This window comes from Martelella sp. UBA3392 (assembly GCF_002358775.1).
Taxonomy (GTDB): domain Bacteria; phylum Pseudomonadota; class Alphaproteobacteria; order Rhizobiales; family Rhizobiaceae; genus Martelella; species Martelella mediterranea.
Map to the genome: position 1 here is coordinate 475 of NZ_DEPM01000006.1, position 16,337 is coordinate 16,811.

The window sequence follows — 16,337 nt, forward strand, 5'->3', positions numbered from 1 at the left end:
ATGTCGAGTTCGGCCTCAAGCTGCGCAAGGTCGCCAAGGCCGAGCGCCAGAAGCGCACCGCCGAGGTGATGGAGGCGCTCGGCATCGGCAAATACGGCAAACGCTATCCCTCCCAGCTTTCCGGCGGCCAGCAGCAGCGCGTGGCGCTTGCCCGCATGCTGGCGGTGAACCCCAGCGTCCTGCTGCTCGACGAGCCGCTGTCGAACCTCGACGCCCGGCTGCGTCTTGAAATGCGGGCGGAGCTGAAGCGCATCCACACCCAGTTCTCGACCACCATCGTGTTCGTCACCCACGACCAATGGGAGGCGATGACGCTTGCCGACACGATCGCGGTTATGAACGAGGGCACGTTGCAGCAACTCGGCACGCCCGACGACATATACGAGCGGCCCGCCAACCGCTTCGTCGCGGAATTCGTCGGCTCGCCGCCGATCAACATCCTCGACTTCGAGCGCAAGGACGAACTGGTCCAGAACGTGATGCGCTTTCTTGCCAGGCGCCATCCCGAGATTTCCGGCATCGGCTCCGTCGGCATCCGTCCCGAGGCGATTTCGCTGGTCGCCGGCAAGGACGACCTCGCCGACAGCGATTTCGGCGCGCCGGCGCGGGTGGCCGCGATCCTGCCCACCGGCGGAAGCTGGATCATCGAGCTCGAGACCGGCAATGAGGTGATCTTCATGAACACGCATGTGGCGCCAGGCGTGCGCGAAGGCGACCGGATGCACTTCCGCGTTCCGGCGCGCGCGCTCAACGTCTTCGACGCCAAGGGCGACCGGATCCGCGCCGCGGACGAGGTTCTGGCCGCTGCCGCCGCTTAAACCACTGTTTCAAAGGGAGGAGAAACATTTGACCATCAAACTGAAAACCGCCACCGCGCTCGCGACGTTGGCCATCGGGGTCGCGCTTGGCGGTGCGGCTGAGGCCCAGGAGAGCGAGTTCAATCTCGACGCGCTTGTCGAGGCCGCACGGGCCGAGCCGCCGATCACCGTCTATGCGGTCACCGGCAAGATCGTGCGCACTGCCGAGGCCTTCACCGCGCTCTACGGCGTGGAGGCCACCGGCAAGAAGGTGAATGAGGCCGATCAGATCGACCTGATGATCCGCGAATATCAGGCCGGCAACATTGTCGGCGATCTGAGCGTGGCCGCCGATGTCGGCTCGATCATGGGGCAGTTGATCCCGGAAGGCATCGTCACAAGCTGGCTGCCGCCAGACCTCGCGGGCTACATTCCAGAAGGCCAGCAGGACCCGCTGGTGGTGGTCTCGGACCCGCATGTCTGGGCCTATTCAACGGAGGCTTATGACACCTGTCCGGTCGACAACATCTGGGCCCTGACCGAGCCGGAATGGCACGGCAAGGTCGCCATGCTCGACCCGCTGGTGAAGCCCAACTACGCCGACTGGTTCAACCAGCTCGAAACCCATCACGACGACGCCATGGCGGAAGCCTACGAGGCGCATTTCGGCAAGCCGATCGATCGGTCGAAGGAAAGCGCCACCCAGCAATGGGTGCGGATGTATGGCGAGAACGCGCCGCTTCTTGGCGACAGCACGTCGGTCGCTGAAGCCGTGGGCGCGGTCGGGCAGGCGGAACCGTTTTTCGGCATCATGTCCACCGCCAAGTTCCGCTCCAATGAAAGCGGCGAAACCGCGCTCGGCATCTGCGGCGGCATGCAGCCCTTTGCCGGCTGGCTCTATCCGGGCCTTGCCGTGATGGCTTCCGGCACCGACAGCCCGAACGCGGCGAAGCTGTTCGTCCACTACCTGCTCAGCGAAGAGGGCATCGCGCCGATGTCGGTCGACGGCAAGGTCTCGTCCAACAGCGCCGTGCCGCCCAATCCAGAGGAGGTATCGGGCGTCGCCGACTACATGGACGAACTGATGGTCTATGACACCGCCACCGCGGCGGAAGACTTCGACAAGCGCCAGGACTGGCAGGATTTCTGGCGCATCCACTACAGCCGATAAATGCCGGCCCGCAGGAGGAGCGGGCCGCAATCATTTCAACGGGAGGAGAGGAAAGACATGAGACTGATGATGTTGAAAGCCAGTGGCGCGATCGCCCTTTGCCTGATGGCGACAGGCGTTCAGGCCGAGGAATTCGATCTCGACGTGCTGATCGAGGCGGCGAAGGGAGAGCCGCAACTGACCGTGTTCGACAGCACCGGCAAGATCGTGACCATGGCGGAGAACTTTTCCGCGAAATACGGCGTCGACGCGGGCGGCCAGAAGGTCAAGGCCCACGCCCAGCTCGAAATGATGGCGCGCGAGGCGATGGCCGGAAACGTGCAGGGCGACGTCTCGATCATTTCGGACGCGCCGGCGGCGATCGCCGAACTGCTGCCGAACGACTTCGCGATGAGCTGGGTGCCGCCGGACCTCGCCGACGCGATCGAGGCGCGCTATCAGGACCCGCTGGTCGTGGTCACCATGGCCAATGTCTGGACCTACAATACAGAGCTCTACGACAGCTGCCCGGTCTCGAATGTCTGGGAACTGACCCAGCCGGAATGGCACGGCAAGGTCGCCATGCAGGACCCGCTGAACAAGTCGGTCTACACCGACTGGTTCAACCAGATGGAATCCCATGGCAATGACGCGCTCGCCGCCGCCTATGAGGACTTCTTCGGCAAGCCGATCGACACCTCAGAGCAAAGCGCGACCGAGCAGTGGGTCGCCATGCTGGCGGCCAACGCGCCGCTTCTGGGCAGTTCCGACAGCAACGCGGCGGAGGCAGTGGGCGCGCCCGGCCAGAAGGAAGGTTTCATGGGCCTGATGAGTTCAGCCAAGTACCGCGACAATGCGGATTCCGACTACAAGCTCGGCCTCTGCAAGGGCATTGAGCCCTGGCTCGGCTTCACCAATGCCGGCGTCGGCCTGATCGCCACCGGTACCGACAGCCCGAACGCTGCGAAGCTCTTCATCCACTACGTGATGACGGCCGAAGGCATTGCTCCGCAGGCCGATGACGGCAAGAAGTCCGCCAACACCACAGTCAGCCTGCCTGACGACGAGCCCTCGGGCATCGGCGCCGCCTGGGACCAGTTGCTGACCTACGACCTTTCCACCGCCGCCGAGGACTACGACACCCGGCAGGACTGGCAGGATTTCTGGCGCCTGAACTACAGCCGATAGACAAAACGGCCGGGCGCCCCGCCGCCCGGCCATCACAAGGGGAGGAGACCCGAAATGAAGAGATTGACCCAGATGCAAACGAGCATGACCGCCCTGGCACTCGCCGCCGCGTTAGCAACGCCGGCCCTTGCACAGGATTTCAACCTCGATGCGCTGGTCGAGGCGGCAAAGGGCGAACCACAGCTCACCGTCTATGACAGCACCGGCAAGATCGTCGAGATGGCCGAGGCCTTCTCCGACAAGTACGGCATCGATGCCATCGGCCAGAAGGTCAGCGCGACCTCGCAGCTCGAAATGGTGATCCGGGAATCGCAGGCCGGCAACGTTCAGGGCGACGTTCTGATGATCACCGACGCGCCGGCGGCGCTGGCCCAGCTCATTCCCGAAGACTTCGTCTACAGCTACCTGCCGCCCGACATGGCCGATGTGATTCCGGCGAGCTACCAGGACCCGCTGACCGCGACCACGAATGCCAACGTCTTCGCCTATAATACCGAGGTCTATGATGCCTGCCCGGTGGACAATATCTGGGCGCTGACGGACCCGGAATGGAACCGTCACTTCGCCATGATCGACCCGCTTTCGAAGTCGAGCTACACCGACTGGTTCAGCCAGATGGAAAGCCATCACGACGACGAGATCCGGGCCGCCTACGAGGCACACTACGGCAAGCCGCTCGAAACCGAGTTCGACAGCGCCACCAAGGCCTGGGTCGCGGCAATCGGCGCAAACGCGCCGCTGGTGACCGAAGGCGACGACAACACCTCCGCCGCCGTCGGCGCGCCCGGTCAGGACAAGCCGTTCATCGGACTGATGTCTTCCGCCAAGTTCCGCGACGTCGCGGACAAGGGCTACGCGATGGCCATTTGCGACACATTGGAGCCCTGGGTCGGCTGGACCTATTCCAAGCTGGCGCTGATCGCGACCGGCACCGACAGCCCGAACGCGGCCAAGCTGTTCGTGCATTACGTCCTGACCGAGGAAGGCATCGGGCCGCAGATGGTTGACGGCAAGGTGCCGACCAACACCACGATCGCGATGCCCGCGGACGAGCCGTCCGGCATCGTCGACCTCTGGGACAACCTGCAGGCCTACGATTCCACGACCGGCCTGGAAGACTGGGACACCCGCCAAGACTGGCAAGATTTCTGGCGCATCCACTACAGCCGCTGATCTCCCAAGCCGCGAAACCCCGGGCCTTGAAAAGGCCCGGGGACAGGATAATGAAGGACCAAACACGATGACCGCCATCGCCGAAACCGCGATCCCCTCCCCCGCCCGCCTGCGCGACGTCGCCGAAACCGTGGCGCGCGCGGCCGGAACACCGCTGACCCAGGTGTTTCGCGCCGACATGGCCGTGGACTACAAGGTCGACCTGCACGATCCGGTGACGGTGCATGACAAGCGCACCGAGGCAACAATCCGCGAGCATCTGCTGGCAGAAGTCCCGCAGTCGGCCATTGTCGGCGAGGAAGGCGGCGAGATCGGCAAGGGGCCGGTCAAGTGGTTCGTCGATCCGATCGACGGCACCTCGAATTTCGCCGCGGGCCTTGCCTTCTGGTGCGTCTCGATCGGGGCCGTGGTCGATGGGAAGATCGTCGCCGGCGCTGTCTACGATCCGATGTCCGACACGATGTTTTCCGCAGACAGCGACGGCGCCTTTGTCAACGGCGCGCCGCTCAGTTGCCCGCAAGCCCGCGACGAGGCGCGGGCGACTCTGATCACCGGCTATCCGGTCCAGCGCGATTTCCGCCTCGAAGGCCGCGAGGCGGCGCTCGCCGGTCTCGGCGATCTGATCTCCGCCTTCTCGTGCCTGCGCCGGCCCGGCAGCGCGGCGCTCAGTCTCTGCCATGTCGCGGCCGGCTGGGCGGATGCGGCGGCCGGTTTCGGCGTCAACGCCTGGGACGTCACCGCCGCGATCCTGATCCTGGAACGCGCAGGGGGCAGTTATCGTCCGCTGACGCTCGGCAAACAGCCGGACGGCGCGCCGGCTCATCATTGCCCCGGCTACGTCGCCCACGGCCCCGGCGGCCGCTTTCCGACGCTCGACCGCGTCGCCGACGCCATCGATTCCCGCCGCCGCGCAAGCGCCATGGCCCCGGCGCTATGACGTTCCGCGCTCCCGCACATATCAAAATACTGGCGCCCGCGCGCCGCCTCTTGAACGGAGTCTCCCCTGCATGAGCCAAGCAGCCAAATCAGCAGACAAGCAGATCATCGATCGTGCCGAGCTGTGCCTTTCCATTGCCCAAAGCGCCGGTCGGATCGCGCTCGACGGTTTCCGCCGCCGCGAATCCGAAGAGATCGCGATGAAGGGATCGCAGGACTTCCTGACCGAGACCGATGCAGCGGTCGAGGCGCATCTGAAGGCGCGCCTCGCCGAAGCCCTGCCGGAAGACGAATTCCTCGGCGAGGAAACCGGCGGCGCGGTCTCCGGCCGCTCGGTCTGGGTCGTCGACCCGATTGACGGCACCGCCAACTTTGCCCGCGGCATCCCGCATTTCTGCATTTCGATCGCCTATGTGCGTGACGGCATCACCGAGATCGGCGCGATCTACGCTCCCACGACGAAGGAGCTGTGGTTTGCCCGACGCGGCTTGGGAGCAACCTGCAACGACCGGCCGATCCATGTCGCCGGAACCCGCAGCTTCTCCGCCGCCTGCCTGGAGCTCGGCTGGAGCAACCGCCGCCCGCAGAAGGATTATCTGACTGTCATGAACCGCTTGCTCGATTACGGCGCGAATGTCCGCCGCAGCGCATCGGGGGCGCTGGGGCTTGCCTATGTTGCCGATGGCCGCTCGGACGGTTATGCCGAGCTGCACATGAATGCCTGGGATTGCCTCGCCGGCCTGCTTCTGGTCGAGGAGGCAGGCGGGCGGGTCAGCGACCTGCCGGCAGATGGCCTCGGCCAGGGCGGCCCGGTGCTGGCCGTCGTGCCGGCTCTGGCCGCAGAAGTCAGCGCCGCGACCGGCATTCCTCTGGCGTCGCTTTCGAACGAAACAGATCGCGCAAGGATGATCGCATGAACCACGCCAGCCCGATGCCCAAATCGCCCCGCTATGACCGTCCCGAAATCAGCCTGATCGAGGAACGGCTGGAGCCCTATGGCATCGCCGTCTATGTCGGCGGCCGCGAGGGCATGTCGAACCTGCCGCTTTTACGCGAACACAAGATCACGACCGTGGTGAACTGTGCCGTCAATCTCGACATCAACCTCGTCGACGCGCCCGATCCGGAGGTGGAAGAGGGCCATCTGACCTATGGCCACGGGGCCTACCGCTATTACAAGCTCGGCCTCGTCGATGGCGCCGGCAATGCCGAGACGATGATGCTCGCCGGCTATTACCAGTTGCTCGGCGCGCTATCGCAGATCCTGCCCGACCGCGCCTCCTATCCGCGTCGCGAACGCGGCAACGTACTGGTGAACTGCCGGGGCGGGCGCAGCCGCTCGGTGGCGCTGGTGGCGCTGCTGCTGCACAAGCAGATGCCCGACCGCTACCCGACGCTTGAGATCGCGCTCGACCATGTCCGCACAAGGCGCGAACTGCGCCCCGACGAATGGTTCGAGGCGCCGAAGCCGATGCTGGTCGAGGCCACACGCAAGGCATCCGCCTGGATCGACCGGATCGACCATCGCGATCCTGAACAGGCGGACAAGGAGCCGCGATGATCCGCATCGCCGTCCTCGCCGATCCGCATCTGCATGACGTCCGCTTCGGCAGCGCCGCCGCCGAGGCGCCGTTCGTGCGCTCGCTTGCCGACAGCCTGCATTCCACGCGCATCTTCAACGAAAGCGAGGCGGCGTTTCGCGCGGCGCTCGATGCCGTCGCCGCCGAGGGGATCAGGCTCTGCATCATCGCCGGCGATCTGACGGATGACGGCCAGCCCGCGAACTGGCAGGCCGTTTCGGACCTTCTGGCAGACTACAGCCGGCGTCACGGCATCCGCTTCTTCGCCACGCCCGGAAACCACGACCAGTGGTCGATGACCGGCAAGCCGCTGGCGAAGAATTTCGTGGATCCGGTCGGAAATGTCGATGTGTACGCTGCCCCAGGGGCTGCGCCCGGAAAGGAAGCGCGTCCCTGTCCCGGCATGCGCATGGTCGGTTACGACGAGACCCTGCCCTATGCCGGCCAGTTCGGCTATCGCCCCCAGCCGTCAGACCTCTACTGGGAAACGCCCTTCGGCACATCGCCCGATATGGCGGATCGCAGGGCGCGGACCGCCGTTGAAGGCGGCGAGAGCGCCCTCATCAGCGACATGTCCTATCTGGTCGAGCCGGTCGAGGGGCTGTGGCTACTTTCCATCGACGCCAACGTCTATCTGCCGAATACGGACGGCGGCCATGACGACTGCAGCAAGGACGGCTGGAACGCTACGGTGCGGCACAAGCCCTATCTGCTCCACTGGATGCGCGATGTCGCCCGCCGGGCCAGAGCCGAAAACAAACGGCTCGTCGCCTTTTCGCACTACCCCGTCGCGGATATCTTTCGTGGGCTGACGGCGGCGCTCGAAACCCTGCCCGGCTCGCGCGCCGGCGCGCGCCGGATGCCGACGCCCGATGTCGCCGCCGCCATAGCGGCCACCGGCATTCCGCTCCATTTCAGCGGCCACTGGCATGTGGATGCCACCGCCGCCGAAGCCGGGCTTGTCAACGTCTCCGTTCCCTCGACCGTCGCCTATCCGGCCGGCTGGAAGTGCCTCGAGATCGGCTCCGGGGGCATGGACATATCGGACCGCGCCGTTTGCGACGCCCCCGGTTTCGACGCCTGGTTCGCCCGCTATGTGGCCGAGGCCGACCGCACGGGACAGGCAAGCTCGGTTCCGATCGCGGCGGATTACCGCCAGTTCCTCGACCGCCACTTCCGCGCCATCGTGCTTCAGCGCCGCCTGCCGGAGGACTGGCCGCCGCAGATGCAGGCCATGGCCCGGTCCGCGCGCCTGCCCGAGATCGCCGACCTTCTGTCGCTCCCGCAAGCCGGGCTGCCCGACATTGCCCTCGCCGATATCCTCGTCGACTGGTATCGCTTGCGCGAGGCCGGCGGAGGCGCTGCGGCCGGCGTATCGAAAGAGCGCCGCGCGCTTTATGCCGAACTTGCGCAAAACTGCGCCGGGATGGATTTTCCGGAAGGCTCCGACGCCGCGATCCTCGCCGTTTTCCTGCGCACGCTCGGCCTACTTCTGACCGGAAATGACGCGAAAAGGACGGCGCTCGAGCGGCTGAGAGAGGCCTTCGTGCCGTGCTAGAGCGACTACGCCTATGCGTTAGCGACGCTCTCGCTCTATCCCATGCGCACCGTCTTGCGCCAGACCGGCAGCGCCTCGAAGGCGGAGTCGCTGCCGCTGGTATCAGACGTCAGGATCTCGGCAATGCGCGCCACCATCTCGTCCATGGGCTGGCGGAACGTGGTGAGTTCATAGCCCGACCAGCGCGCCTGCGGCACATCGTCGAAGCCGATCACGCAAAGATCGCGCGGGATTTCGACGCCGAATATGGTGCGGGCGGCATCGATGAAGCCGAAGGCCAGCAGGTCGGTCACGCAGAACACCCCGTCGGGCGGGTTGGACCGCCCGAGCAGCACGCGCGCCGCTTCCTGCCCGGTGTCATAGCTGGTGGGACCGACCCGGACGACATCGATCTCGACGCCGATCTCGGCGGCGGCCGCGGCAAAAGCGCTTTCGCGCGTGGTCATGGACGAGGTGCGCGCCTGCGAGGACACGCAGGCCAGACGCGTGCAGCCCGCCCGCCTGAGCAGCGCCAGGGCCTCGCGACACGCCGTGGCGTTGTCGATGCGGATGCGCTCCGCGCCCTCGGCATCGTCGTCGCGGTTGACCAGCACCACGCGCTGGCCGTTGGAAAGACAGCTCTGCACCAGTTTCGCCGGCGGCGACCCGCTGAGCACGACCGAAGCCTCTGCACGGAAGTGCAAACTTTGCCTCAGCGCCTGGCTGACGCTATCATCGTCGCCGGCGGTATTGATCATCATCGCCACCTTGCCGTGAAGTTGAAGCTGGCGGGTGACCTTGTCGATCATCGCACTATGATAAGGCTGACCGACATCGGCTGCGATCAGGCACACGATCCGGGAGGGCTCGCCGACCAGACCACGCGCAAGGAGATTAGCATGATAGCCCAGTTCCTCCGCCGCTTTCAGCACCTTGCGCCGCGTGGCCGGGGCAACGCTGCCGGCGCCGGAAAAGGTGCGCGACACAGCCGAGCGGGAGACCCCGGCGCGTTCCGCCACCTCGTTGGCGCTGACGTAGGAAACCCTGTCCGCGCGCGGCGTCGTCGATCCGGTCATGCACAACCTTTGAAAATATCTGCACTCATGTTCATTCATCACCGTAATGCCTTGCCCCGCGCCGCTCAAGCAAAAGCTGACAGCGGCACGCCGCCTGCGAAACGACGCGGAGGCGCGGCATGAACTCGACCATCCTTCTCATCGATCTTCTCGGCGCGGGCGCGCTGGTTCTCTGGGCGCTGCGCATGATCAAGTCGGGGATATTGTCGGGCTTCGGCGCCTCGCTCCGGCAGGGCATTGCGAAGGGCACCGGCAACCGGATTTTCGCGGCCGTCTCCGGCATGTTCGTCACCATCGCGGTGCAATCCTCGACCGCGACAGCGGTGATTGCTGGCTCCTTCGTGTCCCGCAACATCATTGCGCCGCGCATGGCGCAGGCGGTGCTTTTGGGCGCCAATCTCGGCACCGCGCTCACCGCCGCGATCCTGGTGCGCGATCTGCACTGGCTGGCTCCGGCGCTCATTCTGTGCGGCGTCGTGACCCATGGCCGCAGCCGGCTGGCGCGCGGGCGCGGCATCGGCAAGGCGCTGATCGGCCTGGGTCTGATGCTGCTGGCGCTGGAACTGCTCGGCGCCGCCACGGAACCGCTGCGCGAGGCGGAGGTGACCGGCGCGATCCTGTCCGCGCTCGATCAGGGGCTGATCTTCGGCCTGTTGCTTGCCGCCGTGCTCGCCTTCGCCTCATCCTCCAGCCTCGCCGTCGTGCTGTTCATCTCGATGCTCGCCCAGAGCGGCGCGGTCACGCCCGCGCTGGTGCTGGTGCTGGTGGCAGGCGCCAATCTCGGCGGCGCGGTGCCGCCCTGCCTGGCGGTTGCCGGCGATGGACCCAAGGCGCGGCGGCTTGTGCGCGGCAATCTGGCGGTGCGCGGCATCGGCGCGCTGCTGGTGCTGGCGACAGCCGGCATTGCCGGACCATATCTCGCCAACCTGATGCCGCCGGACGCCCGGCTCACCATCGCCGCGCATCTGGCCTTCAACGCCATCCTGCTCGCGCTGTTCCTGCCGCTGCTCGGCCCGCTCGACCGCCTCTGCCGGCTGCTGTGGCCCGACCCCGCCACGGAGCGCGGCGAGACCTCCTATCTGGACGACGCGGCGCTTGAAACCCCTGCTCTCGCCCTCGGCGGCGCGGCACGCGAAGTGCTGCGCATCGGCGACAAGGTGGCGCTGATGATGGAACTGAACCTGCGCTCTCTGCTGGTTGACGACCCTGATGCCGGGCGCGACATCTCCAAGCTCGACGACCGCGTCGACGCAGCGCTGACCGATCTGAAGCTCTATTTCGCCCGCCTCGGCCGCACCGAGCTCAGCAAGGACGAAAATGCCCGCATGCGCGAAATCCTGTCCTACGCCATCAATCTCGAACATATCGGCGATATCATCGACCGCGACCTTTCGGAAATGGCACGCAAGAAGACCGACCGGCAGGTGAAGTTCTCCACCGCCGGCGAGGAGGAAATCGGCGAGCTCTACCGCCAGACGTTGCTGAACCTCGAACTGGCGCAATCGGTGTTTCTCAGCCGCGACGTGAATCTCGCCCGCCGCCTGACCGCCGAAAAGGTGCATGTCCGCCAGATCGAGGAACGCTCGCAGAAGAAACATATCGAGCGCCTGCAGGACGGAAAGCCGGAAACGCTCGGCTCATCCACGCTCCATCTCGACATCCTGCGCGACCTGAAGCGCATCAACGCCCATATCGCGGCCGTGTCATACCCGATCCTTTCGGAGGTCGGCGAACTGTCCGAAAGCCGGGTCATCTCGCTGCAGAATGCGAGCTAGACCCTTCAGACTGACGACTGCGAAAATGCATCAAAGAAAATAGACAGAGTGGCTCCGTTTTTCGCGGCCGCGCGAAGCCATTCAGTTTCAGTGCTTCCTGGCAATTGCGGGAAGTGATCCGGTATCCGGCGCGCCTAGAATGACTTTAAGTCCCGATGAAGGTCTCTACCAGCCAGTCGTGGATCACGATCTGGCCTGCGAATACCGCGCCTTGATGCGCGGGCCCTCCCTTGCCGTTGCTGACGCATGCGCCGCTCTCAAGGGCAAAAAGCTTTCCCGCCGCCAGATCGTAATAGCTCAGGCCATCCTCGAAAAAGCCGTCGAGGCGACCGGCGCCGACATTGGCGAGATCCAGCGCTGCGGAACCCAGCCGACGAATACCGGCCGAACCGTCCATGACCGTCTGGAGCCCCTGCAGAAACGCGTCCCGGCCGATGATCTTCAACTGACCGGGTACCGGCATCGAAATCGAAACCATGGCTTCCGCGGGCGGCTTTTCTGCAAGCGGCGCAGCGCGTGCGCCATTCAACCAGGCGCCGCCGCCACGGATCGCGGAAAATATTTCGTTTCGTACCGGATCGAAGACCACACCCAGAATTTCACCCTCCTGATCGCAAAGTGCGATGCTGACGGCAAAATAGGGCATGCCCCAGACGAAATTGCTGGTGCCGTCCAGCGGATCGACCACCCACATTTCCGGCCGCCTGCCCTCACTCAGCCCGGTTTCCTCGCCGAGGAAGCCGAAGCCATTCCGATCGCGCGCGAGGACATCGGCAATCGCCCGCTCGGCCTCCATGTCGGCTTTCGATACATAATCGGCCTGCCCCTTCTTCTGGACCTCGCCGCCTGAAAGCGCCCTGAACGAGCGCATCAGCGCATCGCCGCCCGTCCTTGCCGCCGCTTCGGCAAGGCGCAGCAGATCATGGGTATCAAGCTCCGCCATCACTTGTCCCTCAGCAGGGTTGCCGCCTCGAAACCAAGGCCGAACATATGGCCCGACTCAAGCCGTGCATGCGCGTCGACCCAGACATGCATGCCATCTCCGAAGGTCAACTTGTGCACCCAGGAGCGTCCGACATAGCGCGTGTCGGAGACCGCGGCATCGATATCTCCCTGACCGGGTTCTGTCAGCCGCACGCGCTCCGGACGGATGAACAGCGTCGCGGGACCTGCCTCACCGGGATCCGCCACCGTCAACCGGCGGCCATCGACAAGCCTGAAGCCGCCATTTTCAATGTGACCTTCGAGGAAATTCGCGTCGCCCACGAATTCGGCAACGAACCGCGTCTGCGGACGGGCGTAGATGTGCTCCGGCTCGGACAGTTGCTCGACAACACCACCGTTCATCACCGCGATCCGGTCCGAAAGCTCCAGCGCCTCCTCCTGGTCGTGGGTCACATAGATGGCGGTGACGCCGATGCGCTGCTGCAGGTCGCGCAGTTCCTGGCGCAGCGATACCCGCAGCCGGGCATCGAGATTGGACATCGGCTCGTCGAGCAACAGGAGCGGCGGATCGATGACGAGGGCGCGTGCCATGGCAATGCGCTGCTGCATGCCGCCGCTCATTTCGGACGGATAACGGTCCTCGACATTCTTGAGCTGCACCTGCTGAAGCGCGTTGCGCACCCGCTTGCCAACCTCCGCTTTCGGGATTTTCCTGAGCTTCAGGCCATAGGCGACATTGTCGAAGATCGTCTTGTTGGGCCAGAGTGCATAATTCTGAAACACGAATCCGATATTGCGCTCCCACGGCGGCAGTCGCGAAATATCCTTGCCATCGAAGGTAATCCGGCCGCTATTGATGGGATGGAAACCGGCGATCGCACGCAACAGCGTGGTCTTGCCACAGCCGGAGGGCCCAAGCAGCGTGAAGAACTCCCCCGGCTTGATCGTCATGTTCACGTCGCGCAGAACGGTGATGTCGCCATAGGCCTTTGATACCGCCTCGATGGCAACCTCCGAGCCGTGATGATGGGCGGAATTGGTCTCGGTCTCAGGCATGTTCGATCCTTCTCGACTGGCCGTAACGCACAACCAGGTAAAGCGGTATGTAGATGATCATCATCAACAGGATGGTCTGCGCTGCGGAGACGCCGAAATCCGCGTCGACGAGTGTGTTCTCGAAGATCACGACGGTCATCGGCTTCCATGGCGGACGATAAAGAACAATGGTCGACGACAGTTCCGTCACGATGTGCAGGAAGGTCAGCGTCGCGCCGGTCACGGCACCCGCCAGCATCAGCGGTGCGGTGACGGTGAGGAACACCCGCATCGGCTTCGCGCCGAGGCTGATCGCCGCCTCGTCAAGCGCCGGATGCACCTGCCTGAGCGCCGCTTCCGAGGCCTTCACGGTGAAGGGGAGATTGCGGATCACATAGGCAAGCGCCAGGATGAACCACGTTCCCGTCAAAAGCAGCGGCGCCTCGTTGAACATCATGATCAGGCCGATACCGAGAACGGTACCAGGGATGACATAGGGCATCATCACGGTGACCGACAGCACCGGGGCAAGAACCCGGTAGCGCTTGCGCACCAGCACAAAGGCAATGCCGAGACCGGCCGCAAAGGCGATCGCCGTACCGGCGATGCCGAGCGAAAGCGTGACCCAGGCCGGCCCCAGCCCGCTTTTCAGCATGGTGGCGTAATTGGCAAGCGTGAACGAAAGCTGCGGCAGACCGACCCGCCATTCCATGAAGCTCGTGACCAGGACGGTCATATGCGGCACGAAGGCGAAGAACAGGATGATGCCGACGAAGCCGAGCGCGCAGGCCTTGCCGGACCGGCTCAGCGGACGGCGCGCCAGCGCGCGTGAGGAGACCACGGAAAAGCCGCGCTTTGCCAGATAGATCTGCTGGGCCATCAGGAACAGGCTGGAAATCGCCACGAGAACGACGGAGCCGGTGGCCGCAAGGGCAGGATTTCGCCCCGCTTCGCTGAGGAAGGAGGTATAGATCAGAACCGGCAGGACATTGATGTCGAGGCCGATAATCCGGGGCGTTCCAAAGTCCGAAAGCGCGGCCATGGTCGCGAGATAGAGGCCGGTGATGATGCCGGGCATTGCAAGCGGGATCTCGATCGAGAACCGGGCCTTGGCGGGATTGGCGCCCAGGCTTTCGGCGGCTTCGACATGGGATGCGTCGAGCCCGCGAAACGCGCTGTAGCTCAGAAGAAAGATCACCGGAAATACGAGCCAGGCGATGACCCAGATCACCCCGTGCAGGCCGACGATCGAGAAGTCGACTCCGAGGGCATTGGTGATCACGCCGTTGCGCCCGAGCAGCAGCCTCCACGAATAGGCCCCGAGAAAGGGCGGCGATACCGAAGCCATGGTCGCGAGGAACACGATCTCATTGGTGAAGGGCACATCGAGACGGGCAATGACATAGGCGAGAGAAACGCCGATCAAGGCCGCGATCGCCGTTGCCGTCAACGAAATGAACAGGCTGTTGACGGTTGCCTTCACCGTCTCGTTGCCGGTGAAGAAGGCGAGATAATTGGCAAGCGTGAAGCTTCGGGTGGTATCGTCGAAGGTCAGATAGGCATTGGCAGCATGGTTCAGGATCACGCTGCCATCCTCGGATGCCGTTGCCGTCAGCGGCGCGGGAGCTGTCCGGTTGAACAGGCCGCGCGGAGCCTGCTGGCTGACCACCAGAACCTGATCGCCGACCTTGAGCGAGAGCTTTCCGTCTTCGCCGACCGAGGGGACGGTCGGTTCGTCCGCAGTGAGACGGACCGCGAGCTTGTCGACGCTGGTCATCTCCAGCGCAAAACCACCGGTGCGGCTGAAGCTGAGCGCCCTGCCCGGTTCGAGCGTTTCTGTCGCGAACTGTTCCGACATCTCGGGCACGGGCTCAAGGCCCGCACCGCGATGCACCACCGAGAAGCGTCCGCCATCACCGATGACGGAAGCGCTCAGAAGACGAAGCTGCGGCAGCAGGATCGTCGCGATGCACAGTAGCAGCGCGACAATCGTGAAAAGCAGCCAATTATCGCGCCATATTCTCATTTATTCAGGGCTTCCTGAAAGCGGGCGACCACCACGGGGCGCGGATCGACCGACGACACGATGGTGAGCGTGCCGATATCGGGAAGAACCGATGGCGGGGTGACGTCCATGCGCGCCGAGCGGCGGATGGTGGCGTCACGCACGATCTCGTGAGAAGCCTTGGAGCCGAGGAAATCGATAAAGGCCTTGGCTTCGTCGACATGCGGTGCGCCGGCGACGATCGCCTGGGCATCGACCTCTATGCGAGCGTGGTCGGCGCGAGACCGTCAGCCGTCTCGAGCTTCGGCGGCCGCAAATCCTTCGTGCCCGACAATGCGCCGGCGGTGATGTCGAATGCGGAGCGCGAGCAATATTACCGCAAGCCGAGCGGCTGGAATGCCACCGAAAACGTGTTCGACAGCGATGCCGACATCGTCGACTACCAGACTGCGCTGATCGAGTATGAGAACGGCGCGACGATGGCGTTTCACGCCAATCTCAATGTGCCGAACCAGTTCCGCCGCTTCTGCGTGATCGGCTCTAAGGGCATGGCGGAGGGCGATTTCGTGCGCAACAATTTCGCCGTGCATGATTCAGCATCCGGCGAATTGCTGTTCGAAAAACGCTATTCGGGCGTGGAAGAGGATCACTACGGCGCTGACGACCAGATGGCCGCCGACATCACGCGCAATCTGCGCGAGGGCGAGTCGCTGCCGGTCGGCATCATCGATGCGCTGGAAGCCGGCCTCACGGCCATCAAGATCGATGAGGCGCGCAAGGAGCGCCAGCTCATCGAACTTGGCGAGACCTGGGCACGCTTTGAGGCCACCTTGCGCCAGCCGTCCGAAAGCCGATGATCGCCAGACCATGAATGATTTTTCCATCAGAAAAGCGCGGCCGGAGGACCGGTCCGCGATCATCGACATCTGCATACGCACTGCCGACAGGGGCGATGACGGCCGACACCTGTTCAGCCAGTTGGACTATCCGGCCCTGCTCTGGGCCCTGCCCTATTTCACGCTGGAGCCCGACCATGCGCTGGTTCTGACCAAGGGAAGAAAGGTGCTGGGCTATGCCGTCGGAACATCCGACACGGCAAGCTTCGCGAGCAAGCTTGAGCATTGTTTGTCGGATCTGCGC

At 64.4% G+C, this 16,337-nt stretch carries 15 protein-coding genes and 1 pseudogene; 11 read left to right on the top strand and 5 right to left on the bottom strand.

Annotated elements, in window-relative coordinates; genetic code table 11:
- The 8 genes from B4E36_RS00700 to B4E36_RS00735 form a co-directional block, all read left to right on the top strand.
- Window positions 1-818, top strand: an 818-nt coding sequence (locus B4E36_RS00700) for an ABC transporter ATP-binding protein (protein WP_345899852.1), incomplete at its 5' end; no start/stop codon positions are given.
- 28 nt (window positions 819-846) lie between these two features.
- A complete protein-coding gene (locus B4E36_RS00705; protein ID WP_292053309.1) occupies window positions 847-1,968 on the top strand; it encodes an ABC transporter substrate-binding protein in 1,122 nt (373 codons plus the stop codon).
- A 66-nt stretch (window positions 1,969-2,034) separates the two neighbouring features.
- On the top strand, window positions 2,035-3,135 hold the full coding sequence (locus tag B4E36_RS00710; protein ID WP_345899853.1) for an ABC transporter substrate-binding protein: 1,101 nt from the start codon (window positions 2,035-2,037) through the stop codon (window positions 3,133-3,135).
- A 54-nt stretch (window positions 3,136-3,189) separates the two neighbouring features.
- Window positions 3,190-4,308, top strand: a complete 1,119-nt coding sequence (locus B4E36_RS00715; protein ID WP_292053311.1) for an ABC transporter substrate-binding protein — start codon at window positions 3,190-3,192, stop codon at window positions 4,306-4,308.
- A 67-nt stretch (window positions 4,309-4,375) separates the two neighbouring features.
- Entirely contained in the window at window positions 4,376-5,245 is an 870-nt protein-coding gene (locus tag B4E36_RS00720) for an inositol monophosphatase family protein (protein ID WP_292053313.1), read from the top strand.
- 70 nt (window positions 5,246-5,315) lie between these two features.
- Complete coding sequence (locus tag B4E36_RS00725) at window positions 5,316-6,161, top strand: inositol monophosphatase family protein (RefSeq protein ID WP_292053315.1); 846 nt, start codon at window positions 5,316-5,318, stop codon at window positions 6,159-6,161.
- Entirely contained in the window at window positions 6,158-6,805 is a 648-nt protein-coding gene (locus tag B4E36_RS00730; protein ID WP_292053317.1) for a dual specificity protein phosphatase family protein, read from the top strand. The genes B4E36_RS00725 and B4E36_RS00730 overlap by 4 nt, the downstream gene beginning before the upstream one ends.
- Entirely contained in the window at window positions 6,802-8,382 is a 1,581-nt protein-coding gene (locus B4E36_RS00735) for a metallophosphoesterase family protein (protein ID WP_292053318.1), read from the top strand. Before B4E36_RS00730 ends, B4E36_RS00735 begins: the two co-directional genes overlap by 4 nt.
- Window positions 8,383-8,417: 35 nt before the next feature.
- On the opposite strand, the gene B4E36_RS00740 is transcribed toward B4E36_RS00735, so the two are convergent.
- On the bottom strand, window positions 8,418-9,437 hold the full coding sequence (locus B4E36_RS00740; protein WP_230719758.1) for a LacI family DNA-binding transcriptional regulator: 1,020 nt from the start codon (window positions 9,435-9,437) through the stop codon (window positions 8,418-8,420).
- Window positions 9,438-9,556: 119 nt separating this feature from the next.
- Between B4E36_RS00740 and B4E36_RS00745 the strand changes: the two genes are divergently transcribed.
- A complete protein-coding gene (locus tag B4E36_RS00745) occupies window positions 9,557-11,212 on the top strand; it encodes a Na/Pi cotransporter family protein (protein WP_292053323.1) in 1,656 nt (551 codons plus the stop codon).
- A gap of 145 nt (window positions 11,213-11,357) precedes the next feature.
- Here B4E36_RS00745 and B4E36_RS00750 read toward each other — a convergent pair whose 3' ends face one another.
- The 4 genes from B4E36_RS00750 to B4E36_RS00765 are packed head-to-tail and all read right to left on the bottom strand — an operon-like array spanning window position 11,358 to window position 15,361.
- A complete protein-coding gene (locus B4E36_RS00750) occupies window positions 11,358-12,155 on the bottom strand; it encodes an inositol monophosphatase family protein (protein ID WP_292053325.1) in 798 nt (265 codons plus the stop codon).
- Window positions 12,155-13,213, bottom strand: a complete 1,059-nt coding sequence (locus B4E36_RS00755; protein WP_292053328.1) for an ABC transporter ATP-binding protein — start codon at window positions 13,211-13,213, stop codon at window positions 12,155-12,157. Before B4E36_RS00755 ends, B4E36_RS00750 begins: the two co-directional genes overlap by 1 nt.
- Complete coding sequence (locus tag B4E36_RS00760) at window positions 13,206-15,218, bottom strand: ABC transporter permease (RefSeq protein ID WP_292053331.1); 2,013 nt, start codon at window positions 15,216-15,218, stop codon at window positions 13,206-13,208. Before B4E36_RS00760 ends, B4E36_RS00755 begins: the two co-directional genes overlap by 8 nt.
- Entirely contained in the window at window positions 15,215-15,361 is a 147-nt protein-coding gene (locus B4E36_RS00765; RefSeq protein WP_292053332.1) for a hypothetical protein, read from the bottom strand. Before B4E36_RS00765 ends, B4E36_RS00760 begins: the two co-directional genes overlap by 4 nt.
- A 6-nt stretch (window positions 15,362-15,367) precedes the next feature.
- Here B4E36_RS00765 and B4E36_RS00770 point away from each other — a divergent pair, with 6 nt between their 5' ends.
- Complete coding sequence (locus tag B4E36_RS00770) at window positions 15,368-16,054, top strand: Gfo/Idh/MocA family protein (protein ID WP_292053334.1); 687 nt, start codon at window positions 15,368-15,370, stop codon at window positions 16,052-16,054.
- Between the two features lie 10 nt (window positions 16,055-16,064).
- A pseudogene (locus B4E36_RS00775) lies at window positions 16,065-16,337 on the top strand (GNAT family N-acetyltransferase); the annotation flags it as partial.

Excerpts from the sequence above, each read along its gene's own strand:
- B4E36_RS00715 (WP_292053311.1), top strand. The coding sequence starts at position 3,190 with ATGAAGAGATTGACCCAGATGCAAACGAGCATGACCGCCCTGGCACTC.
- B4E36_RS00745 (WP_292053323.1), top strand. The coding sequence starts at position 9,557 with ATGAACTCGACCATCCTTCTCATCGATCTTCTCGGCGCGGGCGCGCTG.
- B4E36_RS00725 (WP_292053315.1), top strand. The coding sequence starts at position 5,316 with ATGAGCCAAGCAGCCAAATCAGCAGACAAGCAGATCATCGATCGTGCC.
- B4E36_RS00730 (WP_292053317.1), top strand. The coding sequence starts at position 6,158 with ATGAACCACGCCAGCCCGATGCCCAAATCGCCCCGCTATGACCGTCCC.
- B4E36_RS00750 (WP_292053325.1), bottom strand. The coding sequence starts at position 12,155 with ATGGCGGAGCTTGATACCCATGATCTGCTGCGCCTTGCCGAAGCGGCG.
- B4E36_RS00755 (WP_292053328.1), bottom strand. The coding sequence starts at position 13,213 with ATGCCTGAGACCGAGACCAATTCCGCCCATCATCACGGCTCGGAGGTT.
- B4E36_RS00710 (WP_345899853.1), top strand. The coding sequence starts at position 2,035 with ATGATGTTGAAAGCCAGTGGCGCGATCGCCCTTTGCCTGATGGCGACA.
- B4E36_RS00720 (WP_292053313.1), top strand. The coding sequence starts at position 4,376 with ATGACCGCCATCGCCGAAACCGCGATCCCCTCCCCCGCCCGCCTGCGC.
- B4E36_RS00735 (WP_292053318.1), top strand. The coding sequence starts at position 6,802 with ATGATCCGCATCGCCGTCCTCGCCGATCCGCATCTGCATGACGTCCGC.
- B4E36_RS00740 (WP_230719758.1), bottom strand. The coding sequence starts at position 9,437 with ATGACCGGATCGACGACGCCGCGCGCGGACAGGGTTTCCTACGTCAGC.
- B4E36_RS00760 (WP_292053331.1), bottom strand. The coding sequence starts at position 15,218 with ATGAGAATATGGCGCGATAATTGGCTGCTTTTCACGATTGTCGCGCTG.